Source organism: Halorubrum sp. LN27 (assembly GCF_016635065.1).
Lineage (GTDB): Archaea > Halobacteriota > Halobacteria > Halobacteriales > Haloferacaceae > Halorubrum > Halorubrum salipaludis.
In genome coordinates this window covers 175,690-188,922 of the sequence record NZ_JAEPET010000001.1, presented here as the reverse complement: position 1 = coordinate 188,922, position 13,233 = coordinate 175,690, and the positions used below count along the sequence as shown (strand labels likewise).

Sequence of the window (13,233 nt, the reverse complement as noted above, 5' to 3'; positions counted from 1 at the left end):
TGAGGTGCGGTACTGTGCGGGGCGGGACTCAAAGGGGCAGTCAGGAGGCGGACAGAGGCGCAGTAAGCACCGCAGGAACGAGCAACGCGAGTGACGAGGCGCGCAGCAAGCGTCTGTCCGCCTCCCGGCTGGGGCTTTGGCGGTGTTCGCCGCCGGGTCACTGTCAGTAACCGTTTATAAACGTCCGACACCGGCCACGCGATCGAGACACCACCCGATCGAACCGTCGTCGCGAGGCGGACGGACTTATGTCGACCCCGCCCACAGACCGATCCATGACCGAGAACGGGGACGACGGAGACGCGCCTGGCGGCGACGCCCTCGACGGAGACGCCCTCGACGAGGACCTCCGAGTGCCCTCCTGCGAGCGCTGCCCGGCGCTCGTCGAGTCGCGGAGCCGGATCGTCGACGGCGTCGGCCCGGCCGACGCGGACCTGCTGTTCGTCGGCGAGGGACCGGGGGCACAGGAGGACGAGAAGGGCGAGCCGTTCGTGGGCCGGTCCGGCGACGTGCTCGACGACGCGCTCCGTGACGCCGGGCTCGCGCGGACGGACGTGCGGATCACCAACTGCGTCCGGTGTCGCCCCCCGGACAACCGAGACCCGAAGAAGGGGGAGTTAGCGAACTGCCGCGGTCACCTCGAAGGCGAGATCGACCGCGTCGATCCGGAGCTGATCGTCACCCTCGGGAAGGTGCCGAGCGAGCACCTCCTCGACCGGTCGGTGGCGATCACGTCGGAGTCGGGCGACGTGGTGGACGCGCGGATTGCGGGGGCGTCGCGCCGCGTGCTGCTCTCCGTCCACCCCGCGGCGACGCTGTACGACCGGAGCCAGCGCGACGGGTTCTTCGAGACGATCGCGCGGGCGGGCGAGCTGAGCGGCGTGGCCGGCGCCGAGTCGGGCGGTCAGTCGCGGCTCGGCGAGTTCTGAAACGAACGAATAGCGGGCAAAAGCCGTGCGAACGTCCGCCACAGTAGCTCTAGGTATGAAACATAGAAAATAATATACCATGCGAGTCGAACCCACAACCGTATGTCCGACAACAGGTGGTCGGCGGATCGGCGAACGTTTGTCAAAACGGCCGGCGCGGCCGGGGCAGTCGGGCTCGCCGGGTGTTCCGGACTGGGCGGTTCCGGGAGTTCTGCGACCGAGGTCACGTGGGTGATGAACCCCGCGGAAGAGGAGATCGACATCCAGGTCCAGTATCAGCCGCTGTTCGAGTACATCGAGTCCGAGGCGGAAGTCGAGATCGTCGAGCAGCCGACCGCGAGCTACTCCGGGACGGCACAGGAGCTCCGGCGCGCCGAGGAGGGCGACCGCCTCTTCGCTGACACCTCACCGGGCGCGGTCGCGCAGATCCCCGAGGAGCTCGACGTGACCGGGATGCGGGTGGCGTTCGGCGCCGAGCGGTACTTCTCGCTCATCACGACGACGCCCGACAGCGACATCGAGGAGCTGGCCGACATCGAGGGCGAGGTCTTCGCGTCGGCGGCGCCGACGTCGGTCTCCGGGACGCTGTTCCCGCTGTTCATGCTCAGCAACGCCGGGCTCGACATCGGGAACGCCCCCTCGGGCTCGCCCGAGGACTTCGAGCTCCGGACCTCCGATCACACAACGGCCCGCGAACAGCTCATCGAGGACGACCGGATCGCGGCCGCCGGGACCGGCGCGTTCTCGACGGCCTCGCACGTCCCGCAGGAGCAGTTCGACGAGATGTCACAGGAGTTCGCCGACATCTCCGTGGAGTATGACGGGGCCGGCGAGGACGACCCCGAGCTGCAGCTCCTCGCCGTCTCCGACCCGATCCCGCGCGCGCCGATCGTGAGCAACGGCGCGTGGGAGGAGTCGCTCAAGGACGACATCCGGCAGCTGATGATCGACGCGCCACAGGAGGCGTTCGAGCACGACTCGCAGGCGGACATCGCCGAGGCGCTCAACATCGACCCCGAGATCCTCGACATGGAGGAGTCCGAGCTCAGCGAGGAACAGCAGGACGACCTCGATCTGGTCGAGGCTCACGCCCTCTGGTTCAGCGGCGTCGAGCCGGCGACCGAGGAGGACTACCAGCCCGTCGCGGACCTCGGTCGAGAGCTCGGGCTGGAGTGGAGCGAACTCTAGGCCGCGCGGCGATCTACACTCTCTCCTCATGACTTACATCGAAGTAGACGGTCTGACGAAGCGGTTCGGCGACACGGTCGCGCTCGACGACGTGTCCTTCGAGGTCCCCGCCGGCGAGTTCGTCATCGTGCTCGGCGTCTCCGGGTCCGGGAAGTCCACCCTGTTGCGGACGCTGAGCGGACTGCTCTCGCCCACCGAGGGCGAGATCCGGATCGACGGCGAGCCAATGATCGAGCCCCGCCCGGAGGTCGCGATGATCTTCCAACAGCACAACATCATCGGCGACATGACGGCGTACTCGAACTCGCTTTCCGGCGGCGTCCACCGCTCCGGGTTCCTCTCCAGCGTCCTCCAGCTACAGGACGAAGAGGAGAAGCACCGCGCCCTCGACGCCCTCGACACGGTCGGGCTCTTGGACGAGGCCGAACAGAAGGCGCGACGGATGAGCGGCGGCCAACAGCAGCGCGTGGGGATCGCCCGCGCGCTCGTTCAGCAGCCGAACGTCTTGCTCGCCGACGAACCGGTCGCGAGCCTCGACCCCGGCAGCGCACAGAGCGTGATGGACTACCTCCGGACCGCCTCGGACGACCGCGATCTGACGACCTTCTGTAGCCTCCACCAGGTGAACATCGCCCGGAAGTTCGGGCACCGATTCATCGGCCTGAGAGACGGGAAGAAGGTGTTCGACGGCTACCGAGACGAGCTGACGATCGACGTCATCGACGACCTCTACGGCGACATCGACACCGAGGGGATGTTCGTCCGCGACGACGGCGACGCCGACGCCGCGACCGACGAGGTCGCGACGTCGTGACGGGAACGGAGCTGATCTACGAGTGACAACAGACACAACGACCTCCGACGGGACGGTCGGATCCGACGCGGTCGACGACGAGGGGTCCGACGTTCCGAATCGCATCGCCGAACAGTTCGAGAACATCAGGCAGACGCGTCGCCGCCGAGCGCTCGGGTGGACCGGCCTGCTGGCGTTCCTCGCGTTCGCCACGGTGCAGGCGTTCGCCGCGACGGAGCTTCTGAACCCGGACGCGCGCCTCGAGACGTTCACCGACTCGCTCACCGGCTTCTTCCCAATCACGAGGCACTTCGGCGTGATCCCGTTCCTCGATTTCGGCCAGTACGTCGCGTTCATCAGGCAGGAGAACCTGCTGTACGACCCCGAGATCGGCGGACTGCTGTTCCAGTTCCCGCCGAACCTGGCGGACATCTACGCGTTCTTCTTCCTCGAGCTCGGGATCTTCCAGATATTCGGCGAGGCCGGCATCACGCTCGCGATGGGGTTCGTCGGGACGGTCCTCGGGTTCCCGTTCGCGCTGGTCTTCGGGACGCTCGGCTCCGAGCGCGTCACCCCGTTCCCCTTCAACTTCATCTTCCGCGGGACGATGTCGTTCATCCGGGCGATCCCGGCGATCATCTGGACGCTCATCTTCATCCCGTTCCTCGGGCTCGGCCCGGCCTCGGCCGCGATCGCGATCGCGTTCGACACGATCGGGAACCTCGGCCGGCTGTTCGTCGACGAGCTCGAAGAGATCGAGGACGGGCCGATCGAGGCGATGCGGACGACCGGGGCGAGCAAGCCCCAGATCGTCTTCTTCGGCATGCTGAGCCAGGTCCGGACCGCCTTTATCGCGTGGACGCTGTACATCTTCGAGATCAACGTCCGGATCGGCGTCACGGTCGGCGTCATCGGCGCCGGAGGGCTCGGCTACGTCCTCACCTCCCAGCAGAACCTGCTGCGGTTCACCGAGATGATGGCGACGCTGCTCGCCATCTTCCTGCTCATCATCTCCGTCGAGCTGTTCAGCCAGCGGCTCCGGTCGCGGCTGCGCTCCGACGACGTGGAGATGGGCATCTGGGAGCTCATCGCCGGCTTCCCGCGTCGGATGGCGGACTCGATGCTGAAGTAGTCGGCCGGCGTCCACCGCGGACGCGGTCCGTCGCCTCCCGACTGTCACAAGGGAAACCGACTTTTCCGTGCCCCTCCGAGGGGACGTATGAGCACCTTCGAACCGCCCGCGGAGACGCTGGCGGACGTGGTTTTAGTCGACTACGGCCTCGGGAACCTCCGGTCCGCGACCCGCGGCCTCGAACGCGCCGGCGCGTCGGTCGAGATCACCGACGACCCCGAGGCGTTCGCGGCCGCCGACGGCGTCGTCCTCCCCGGCGTCGGCGCGTTCCGCGAGGGGATGGAGAACGCCGGCCCCCTCCGGGAGGCGCTGACCGACCACGCCGACGCCGGCCGTCCTCTCTTCGGGATCTGCCTCGGGATGCAGATGCTCCTCACGTCCAGCGAGGAGGCCGACCACGAGGGGGAAGGCGAGGTGACCGGCCTCGATCTGGTCCCCGGGACCAACGTCCGATTCGACGTGGACCGCAAGGTCCCGCACATGGGCTGGAACGAGCTGTCCGTCGAGCGCGACCACCCGCTGGTCGAGGGGGTCGACGGGGAGTACGCGTACTTCGTCCACTCCTACTACGCCGAGCCCGACGACCCGGACGCGGTCGTCGCCACCGCGGACTACGGGGTCGACTTCCCCGCCGTCGTCGCCAACGAGGCGGGCAACGTGTTCGGCACGCAGTTCCACCCCGAGAAGAGCGGGGAGACGGGGCTCCGCATCCTGCGGAACTTCGTCGAGTACTGCGCGGACCGGTAGTGACCGAGGATGGCCGACGACAGCCCGACCGTCAGGCTCGGCGTCGACGTGGGCGGCACGTTCACCGACGCCGCGCTCGTCGTCGACGGCGACCTCACGACCGCGAAGGTGCCGACGACGACTCCCCAACACGCCGGCGTCCTCGACGGGATCCGCGAGGCCTGTGACGCGGCCGGGATCGCCCCCGCCGACGTGGACGCCTTCGCCCACGCGACCACGGTCTCCGTCAACGCCCTCCTCGAACGCGACGGCGCCCGGACCGCGCTCGTGACGACCGCCGGCTTCCGGGACGCGCTGGAGATCGGCCGGCAGACCCGGCCCGCCCTCTACGACCTCGACGCGGAGAAGCCGGCCCCGCTCGTTCCCCGGCGGCGCCGGTTCGAGGTCGACGAGCGCGCGACGACCGACGGGGTCGAGCGCGCGATTGACCCCGACGAGGTCCGCGATCTGGCGGCCGAGATCGCCGAGAGCGACGCCGAGAGCGTCGCCGTCTGTCTCCTGCACGCGTACGCGCACCCGGAGAACGAGGCCGCGGTGGCCGAGGGCCTCCGCGAGGCCCTCGACGTCCCCGTCTCCGCCTCTCACGACGTGCTCGCCGAGTTCCGGGAGTTCGAGCGCACGGCGACGACCGCCGCGGACGCGTACCTGACGCCGGAGCTCGACGACTACCTCGGGCGGATCGTCGCGGGCGCCGCGGACCTGGGACTCCCCGAGCCGCGGGTGATGCGCTCGAACGGGGGCGTTGCCGACGCCGAGACGGTCCGGCAAAGCGCCGTGACGACGGTGCTGTCGGGGCCCGCCGCCGGCGTCGTCGGCGCGGCCGCGGTCGCGGGCGGCGCGACACTCGCGGGCGCCGCCGAGGACGATGAGACCGGCGATGAGACCGGCGAACCCACCGCCGCCGTCACCTTCGACATGGGCGGCACGTCGAGCGACGTGAGCCTCGTGCGCGACGGCCGGGCCGAGCGGGCCGCGGACACGACGATCGCGGGCGTCCCCCTCCGGACCCCGACGGTCGACGTGGAGACGGTCGGCGCGGGCGGGGGGTCGATCGCGTGGACCGACGCCGGCGGCGCGCTCCGCGTCGGCCCGGAGTCCGCGGGCGCGGAGCCGGGACCGGCCTGCTACGGGCGGGGCGGGACCGAGCCGACGGTCACCGACGCCGACGTGCGCTTAGGGTACATCGGTCCAGACGCGGCGCTCGGCGGCGACCTCTCGCTCGACGCCGACGCGGCCCGCGACGCCCTCGACCGGCTCGCCGACGAGGCCGGGATCGAGGGCGACGACGGCCTCGACGCCGCGACCGCCGCGGCACGGGGCGCCTACCGCGTCGCCAACGCGACGATGGCGCGGGCGATCCGGTCCGTCACGGTCGAGCGCGGCCGGGACCCGCGCGCGTTCGACCTCGTCGCCTTCGGCGGCGCGGGGCCGATGCACGCCGCCGCGCTCGCCGACCGGCTCGGGATGGAGCGCGTGCTCGTCCCGGGCCCGGCCGGCGTGCTGTCGGCGTACGGGCTACTCGCGGCCGACGAGACCCACGACGCGGCCCGGACCGTCCGGGTCACGCTGGGGGACGGAACCGGCGAGGGAGACGAGACCGGCGAGGAGCTCACGGCCGCCTTCGCGGAGCTGACCGACCGCGTCCTCGCGGACGTCTCGGACCCCGAGGCGGCGGTCGAGCTGGCCGCCGACTGCCGATACGTCGGGCAGAGCTTCGAGCTCACCGTCGACGCCGGGGGCGGAGAAAGCGAGTCCGGCCGGAGCGCCGCCGCCGCCGCCCCGGCCGACCCCGCGACCCTCGCCGAGCGCTTCGCGGCGGCCCACGAGCGCGCCTACGGCTACCGGCTCGACGCCGCGGTCGAGGCGGTCACGCTCCGGGCGACGGCGACCGTCGCGGTCGAGGCCCCGACCGTCTCGCGGTCCGGCGCTGTCGACGCGAAACGGGGGGCTCGCAGGGTCGTCTTCCCCGACGCCGGCGCGGTCGAGGCGGCCGTCTACGACCGCGACGCGCTCGGGGCCGGAGCGACCCTCGACGGGCCGGCGGTGCTCGAAGGCGCCGAGAGCACGACCGTCGTCCCGCCTGCGTGGGGCGGTCGCGTCCGGCGGGACGGGACGGTCGTGCTGGAGCGGGAGGAGGGGGCCGCGGGACCGACGGGGGGTGACGGCCGATGACCGGTCGCGGACCGGACGCCGACGGCGGGGACGCCACCGCCATCGACCCGGTGACGCTCGAGGTCCTCCGCAACCAGCTGGAGGGCGTCGCCGAGGAGATGGGAACCGTGCTGATCCGCGGGGCGTACTCGCCGAACATCACGGAGCGGCGGGACTGCTCGACAGCGCTCTTCGACGCTGACGGCCGGATGGTCGCGCAGGCGGAGCACATCCCGGTCCACCTCGGCGCGATGCCGGAGGCGGTCGCGGCCGTGCGGGAGCGGGACCCCGCCCCCGGCGACGTCTTCGTCCTCAACGACCCGTTCACCGGCGGGACGCACCTCCCCGACGTGACGCTCGTCTCGCCGCTGGCGCTCGACGGCGACGTGGTCGGCTTCGCGGTCTCCCGCGCGCACCACGCCGACGTGGGCGGGATGACCCCCGGGAGCATGCCGGCCGGCGCCCGCGAGATCTACCAGGAGGGGCTCCGGATCCCGCCGATACGGCTCGTCGACGGCGGCGACCGGGTCGAGGACGTCTTCGACCTGATCTTCGCGAACGTGCGGAACCCGGCGGAGCGGCGCGCCGACTTCGAGGCGCAGGTCGCGGCCAACGAGCGGGCGGGCGACCGGCTCCGCGACCTCGCCGCCGAACACGGCCGCGACCGGCTCGAAGCCGCCTTCGACGCCGTGATCGACTACTCCCGCGAGCGGACGACCGGCGCGATACGGGAGCTGCCGGACGGGACGTACGAGGCCGAAGACGCGCTGGAGGGGGACGGCGTCACCGACGCCGATATCCCGATCCGGACGAGGGTGACCGTCGACGGCGGGTCGCTCGCGGTCGACTTCGCGGGGAGCGCCGACCAGGTCGCGGGGAACTGCAACGCCCCCTTCGCGGTCGCGAAGAGCGCGGTCTACTTCGCCGTGCGCTGCGTGACGGACCCGTCGATCCCGCCGAACCACGGATGTTACGAGCCGGTGTCGGTGTCGGCGCCCGAGGGGTCGATCCTGAACCCCGAGCCGCCGGCGGCGGTCGTCGGGGGGAACGTCGAGACCAGCCAGCGCGCGGTCGACGTGGTCCTCGCGGCGCTCGGCGAGGCGGCCCCCGATCGGGTGATCGCCGAGGGGCAGGGGACGATGAACAACCTCACGATCGGGAGTCGGGGCGGAGGTGGTGCCGGTCGCGGCGAGGGCGGCGACCCCGCGGGCAACACCCGAGAGTCGTTCACCTACTACGAGACGATCGGCGGCGGGTTCGGCGCGCGCCCCGACGCAGACGGGATGGACGGCGTGCAGGTCGGGATGACGAACACCCTCAACACCCCCGTCGAGGCGCTGGAGGCGGCGTACCCGCTCCGGGTGGAGCGGTACGCCTTCCGCCCGGACAGCGGGGGGGACGGGCGCCACCGCGGCGGGCTCGGACTGGAACGGACCGTCCGCGTCGAGACCGCGGCGACGGTCTCGCTTTTGACCGAGCGGCGGCGACGCGCCCCCGCGGGCCGCGAGGGCGGCGAGCCGGGGGCGGTCGGCGAGAACCTGATCGACGGCGAGCCCGTCCCCGCGAAGGCGACGGTCGACGTGGAGCCGGGGACGACGGTGACCGTCCGGACGCCGGGCGGGGGCGGGTACGGCGACCCCGCGGAGCGCGACCCGGCGGCGAGGAAACGGGACCGGACGGACGGGAAGACGACCCGAGACGGTCCGACCGAGGAATGAGGAGCCGCCGTCCTACAGCCCGTCGTACGGGCCGGGCTTCGCGGCGGTGAGCCGGTCGACCTGCTCGTCGGACAGGTCGATCTCGGCGGCCGCGAGGTTCTCCGCGAGCTGGTCGGTCGTGCGCGCGCCGACGATGGGCGCGGTGACGCCGTCGCGGTGGGCGAGCCACGCGAGGGCGGTCTGCGCGGGCGTGGCGTCTACCTCGTCGGCGACCGCGTCGAGCTCGTCGTGGAGGTCGAAGTTCTGCTCCGTGAGGTACGCCTCCTGGAAGCGGCTCGACTCGGCGGCCTTCGAGTCGTCGGGGAGGTCGGCGTCGCGGTCGTACTTCCCGGTCAGGAAGCCTTGTCCGAGGGGGCTCCACGGGGAGACGGCGAGGTTCCGCTGGCGCGCGAACTCAAGGTAATCCCCCTCGACCTCGCGGTCGACGAGGTTGTAGCGCGGCTGGAGCACCTTGAACGGCTCCCAGCCCTCGTTGCGGGCGATCTCGTTGGCGCGGGCGACCTTCCACGCGTTCGGGCGGAGCGTGGAGGCGCCGAGGTAGTGGACCTTGCCGGACTCGACGAGCCCGTTGAGCGTCTTCATCAGCTCGCGGGCCGGCGTCTCGTCGTCCCACCGGTGGATGTAGAGCACGTCGAGGTAGTCGGTGTCGAGCCGGTCCAAGAGGGCGTCGACGCGGTGGCGGACGTTCTTGCGGTTCGTGCCGCGGCTGTTCGGATCGCCGTCGCGGATCTGCCAGTACACCTTCGAGGCGATCGTGTAGCGCTCGCGGTCGCGCTCGGCGAGCCAGTCGCCGATCCAGCGCTCGCAGTCGCCGCCGCCGTACACGTCGGCGGTGTCGATGTAGCGCCCGCCCGCGGCCTCGTACCCGTCGAGCAGCTCGTGAGCCCGGTCCTCGTCGATCTCCACGTTGCCCGCCTCGGTCACGCGGCCGAACCGCCACGTGCCGAGCTGGAGCTCGCTCGTTCGGAGGCCGGTTCGGCCGAGCGGGACCGTATCGAGGTCGATATCGTCGAGTTCGGGAGTCATCGATCAGGCGGTTGTGCCCGTCGCCGCAAAAACCTACAGCAAGCGGATGTACCGTGTGAACGTGGGGCGAGAAGACTGGTCGCGACGCGCGTGCCGCGACGCCCCTACCACGGCTCGTTCCTCACTACCACGGCTCGTTCCTCACTACCACGGCTCGTTCTTCAGTCCGAGCGCGTAGGCGCCGACGTTGGTGACGACGTGGAGGACGGGCGTCATCACGAGCACGACCGCGAGGACGGACGGGGTGAACACCGCGAGCGCCCAGTCGGTGTCGACGACGAAGACCGCCGCGAGCGCGCCGACGACGAAGTCGAGCTGGTCGAGCCCCGGGAACGCCGCCCCGCGCTCTCGGCCCGACCGGCGCTTGAGGAACGAGGCGCCGATGTCGCCGCACATCGCGCCGAACGCGAGCGCGAACGCGGCCGGGAGCGCGAACGTCGGGAGGTCGACGCCGAGCGCGGCGCCCGCGGGCGCCGCGAGGCGGTTGAGGGCGAGCGCGAGGAGGACGCCGACGAGGGTGCCGACCGCGGTCCCGCGCCAGGTCTTCCCGTCGCCGAGGACGCGGGCGCCGCGCCACTCGCGGCCGCCGTCGATGGGGCGGCCGCCGCCGGCCAGCACCGCGGCGTTGTTCGGCACGTAGGCGGGCAACATCGCCCAGAACGCGGTCGCGACGAGCGAACCGATCATACCTGCGTCGTCGCCCGTCTGGGGTATATAAATCCCGGATCGCGTCGGTCCCGAAAGCGTCGGCGTCGGCAACAATCAAGTCGCTACCGCCGCGAGTAAGGCGTATGATCCCTCCGATCGCGCGGCGGTTCGTCGCCGGCGAGAGCGTCCCGGAAGCCATCGAGCACGCCCGAACGTGTAACGAGGACGGCGTCGCCGTCATCCTGAACCTGCTCGGGGAGCACTACGACGACCCCGCGGACGCCCGCGCTGACGCCGACGCGTACCTCGCGCTGTTAGACGACATCGCCGACAGCGGGCTCGACGCCTGCGTCTCGGTGAAACCGTCGCAGATCGGGCTCGACGTGTCCGACGAGCTGTTCGCGGAGCACTACCGCGAGATCGTCGCCCGCGCCCACGAGCTGGACGCGTTCGTCTGGTGCGACATGGAGGACGCCGACACCACCGACGCGACGCTCGACGCCTTCGAGTCGATCGCCGCGGAGTACCCGTGGAGCGTCGGGCAGTGCGTCCAGTCGAACCTCAAGCGCACTCGCGAGGACCTGGAGCGCCTCGTCGACGTGCCCGGTTCGATCCGGCTCGTGAAGGGCGCGTACGACGAGCCGAAGTCGATCGCGTACACAGAGAAGTCGCGCGTCGACAGGGCGTACCGCGAGGACCTCGAGTTCCTGTTCGAGCGCCGCGACCGCGGGGTGGCGGTCGGCTCCCACGACCCCGCGATGATCGCGCTCGCCGACCGGCTCGCGCGGGAGCACGGGACCGACTACGAGGTCCAGATGCTGATGGGCGTCCGCGACGAGGCCCAGCGCGACCTCGCCGCGCAGGGGGTGGACGTGGCCCAGTACGCCCCGTACGGGAACCGGTGGCTCTCGTACTTCTACCGGCGGGTCCGCGAGCGCAGGCAGAACCTGACGTTCGCGGCGCGGGCGGTGCTCGGGCGGTGACCGAGGACCGCGATCCCGCGGGCGTCCGCCGAGGCCGCCCGGTACGTAGAAGCCCCTTTAAGGATTGCCGACAGATACGGACTCGATAGATGTCCACGTGGAAACGCGACTTCGCCAGCGGTCTCATCGTGCTGGCCCCGCTTTTGGTGCTCCTCTTAGTCCTCCAGTGGATCTACCGGTACATCGCCTCGATCCCGCTGATCGACGAGCTCCAGCCGCCGATCATCCCCGGGCCGCTGGAGCCGGTCTCGCGGGTTATCATCGCGATGGCGGTGTTCGCGACGGTCGTCCTCGCGGTCGGCTACTTCATGCGGACGACGCTCGGCCGGCTGGCGGAGTCCACCGTCGACGGCGCCATAAACCGGATCCCGGCGCTGCGCGTGGTGTACAACGCCTCGAAGCTCGCGATCGAGACGGCCGTCTCCGGGACCGACGAGCTCCAGAGCCCCGTGTACATCGAGACGTGGCCGGGGATCCGCATGACCGCCTTCCGCACCGGGCGGAAGACCCGCGACGGGAAGATCGTCCTGTTCATGCCGACCGCGCCGAACATCACCACCGGCTTCGTCATCGAGGTCGAACCGGAGCGCGTCGAGGAGACCGGCGAGACCGTCGAGGAGGGAATGACGCGCGTCCTCTCCGCCGGCTTCGCCGAGTCCGCGCATCAGGTGCCCGTCGAGGAGGAGGCGCCGTCAGACGGGACCACCGGACAGCCCGGAGGCGTCGGCGGGGTCCGCACCGACGGGACGCCCGGGGAGTCGGACCGGTCGTCGACGGACGGCGGAAGCGACGGCGACTGATCGGCGACAGCGGAAGCGACCGATCGGCGACGGCAACGTTGACGACGGCAACGGCGGCGACCGTTCGGTGCCGATGACGACGGCGACCCGCTTATAAGTAGGTAAACCAGTCGTCGTGGTCGTCGGTCCGCCGCTCGACCAGATCGAAGAAGGCGCTCTGCAGCTCCTCAGTCACCGGGCCGCGGGTGCCCGCGCCGATCTCCGTGTCGTCGACCGACCGGATCGGCGTCACCTCGGCCGCGGAGCCGGTGAAGAACAGCTCGTCGGCGGTGTACAGCTGTCCGCGGGAGATCATCGCCTCGTCGTGGACGGTGTAGCCGCGCTCCTCCGCCAGTTCGATGACCGTGTCGCGGGTGATCCCCTCGAGGATCGACTGCGCGGGACCGGTGGTGTAGATCTCGCCGTCGTTGACCATGAAGATGTTCTCGCCCGGCCCCTCGGCGACGTTGCCTTCCTTGTTCAGGACGATGGCCTCGACGTAGCCGTTGCGGCGGGCCTCCTCGCCCGCGAGCATGGAGTTGACGTACAGGCCTGTGGTCTTGACGTTCGTCGGCACCTGCGAGGAGGCGTGTTTCCGCCACGAGGAGACCATCACGTCGACGCCCTCCTCGAGCGCCTCCTCGCCGAGGTACGCGCCCCAGGGCCACGCGGCGAGGACGAGGTCGGTCGGGCAGTCCTTCGGCGAGACGCCCAGCGAGTCGTAGCCGTAGTAGGCGATCGGCCGGATGTAACAGGACCCGAGGTCCTGCCGGTCGAGGAGTTCGAGGGTGGCCTCGGTGATCTCCTCGCGGGAGTGCTCGATGTCGAGGTCGTACATCTTCGCGGAGTCGAACAGCCGGTCGAGGTGCTCGTCCCACCGGAAGATCGCCGGTCCCCGCTCGGTGTCGTAACAGCGGACGCCCTCGAACACGCCGCTCCCGTAGTGGAGCGCGTGGGTCAGAACGTGAGTGGTCGCATCCTCCCAGTCGAGGAACTCACCGTTCTTCCAGATCGTGTCGACATCCATCTCGTCGAATCCCATACTACAGCGGTCGTGACCTCCCGGCTTAAATCTGTGACATGCGGAGAACGCGGCGACCGTCGGCGACCCGCCCACCTATAAACAAGCTGCTGACGGA

General features: G+C 70.7%; 12 protein-coding genes. 9 read left to right on the top strand and 3 right to left on the bottom strand.

Annotation, left to right across the window (positions count from 1 at the left end):
- Window positions 1-275 precede the first annotated feature (275 nt).
- The 7 genes from JIN95_RS00850 (at window position 276) to JIN95_RS00820 (ending at window position 8,658) form a co-directional block, all read left to right on the top strand.
- Complete coding sequence (locus JIN95_RS00850; protein WP_200530255.1) at window positions 276-929, top strand: uracil-DNA glycosylase; 654 nt, start codon at window positions 276-278, stop codon at window positions 927-929.
- Window positions 930-1,031: 102 nt separating this feature from the next.
- Window positions 1,032-2,117: a PhnD/SsuA/transferrin family substrate-binding protein gene (locus JIN95_RS00845; RefSeq protein ID WP_095635407.1), complete on the top strand. Its 1,086-nt coding sequence runs from the start codon at window positions 1,032-1,034 to the stop codon at window positions 2,115-2,117.
- A gap of 28 nt (window positions 2,118-2,145) precedes the next feature.
- On the top strand, window positions 2,146-2,931 hold the full coding sequence (locus JIN95_RS00840; protein WP_095635408.1) for a phosphonate ABC transporter ATP-binding protein: 786 nt from the start codon (window positions 2,146-2,148) through the stop codon (window positions 2,929-2,931).
- 22 nt (window positions 2,932-2,953) lie between these two features.
- Window positions 2,954-4,042: a phosphonate ABC transporter, permease protein PhnE gene (phnE, locus tag JIN95_RS00835; RefSeq protein ID WP_095635409.1), complete on the top strand. Its 1,089-nt coding sequence runs from the start codon at window positions 2,954-2,956 to the stop codon at window positions 4,040-4,042.
- 87 nt (window positions 4,043-4,129) lie between these two features.
- Window positions 4,130-4,789, top strand: a complete 660-nt coding sequence (hisH, locus tag JIN95_RS00830; RefSeq protein ID WP_200530254.1) for an imidazole glycerol phosphate synthase subunit HisH — start codon at window positions 4,130-4,132, stop codon at window positions 4,787-4,789.
- A gap of 9 nt (window positions 4,790-4,798) precedes the next feature.
- Entirely contained in the window at window positions 4,799-6,961 is a 2,163-nt protein-coding gene (locus tag JIN95_RS00825) for a hydantoinase/oxoprolinase family protein (protein WP_200530253.1), read from the top strand.
- Window positions 6,958-8,658, top strand: a complete 1,701-nt coding sequence (locus JIN95_RS00820; RefSeq protein WP_200530252.1) for a hydantoinase B/oxoprolinase family protein — start codon at window positions 6,958-6,960, stop codon at window positions 8,656-8,658. Before JIN95_RS00825 ends, JIN95_RS00820 begins: the two co-directional genes overlap by 4 nt.
- Window positions 8,659-8,670: 12 nt before the next feature.
- Here JIN95_RS00820 and JIN95_RS00815 read toward each other — a convergent pair whose 3' ends face one another.
- The gene (locus tag JIN95_RS00815) at window positions 8,671-9,684 is read right to left on the bottom strand and encodes an aldo/keto reductase (protein ID WP_200530251.1); all 1,014 of its coding nucleotides are present in this window, start codon (window positions 9,682-9,684) and stop codon (window positions 8,671-8,673) included.
- Between the two features lie 144 nt (window positions 9,685-9,828).
- Window positions 9,829-10,371: a CDP-2,3-bis-(O-geranylgeranyl)-sn-glycerol synthase gene (locus JIN95_RS00810; protein WP_200530250.1), complete on the bottom strand. Its 543-nt coding sequence runs from the start codon at window positions 10,369-10,371 to the stop codon at window positions 9,829-9,831.
- A gap of 104 nt (window positions 10,372-10,475) precedes the next feature.
- Here JIN95_RS00810 and JIN95_RS00805 point away from each other — a divergent pair, with 104 nt between their 5' ends.
- Complete coding sequence (locus JIN95_RS00805) at window positions 10,476-11,315, top strand: proline dehydrogenase family protein (protein ID WP_095635415.1); 840 nt, start codon at window positions 10,476-10,478, stop codon at window positions 11,313-11,315.
- A gap of 89 nt (window positions 11,316-11,404) precedes the next feature.
- Window positions 11,405-12,115 (top strand): DUF502 domain-containing protein, encoded by a 711-nt coding sequence (locus JIN95_RS00800; protein WP_200530249.1) that lies wholly within the window; start codon window positions 11,405-11,407, stop codon window positions 12,113-12,115.
- 91 nt (window positions 12,116-12,206) lie between these two features.
- On the opposite strand, the gene JIN95_RS00795 is transcribed toward JIN95_RS00800, so the two are convergent.
- Window positions 12,207-13,136, bottom strand: coding sequence for a branched-chain amino acid transaminase (locus JIN95_RS00795; protein ID WP_095635417.1), 930 nt, complete (start codon window positions 13,134-13,136; stop codon window positions 12,207-12,209).
- Window positions 13,137-13,233: the final 97 nt, after the last annotated feature.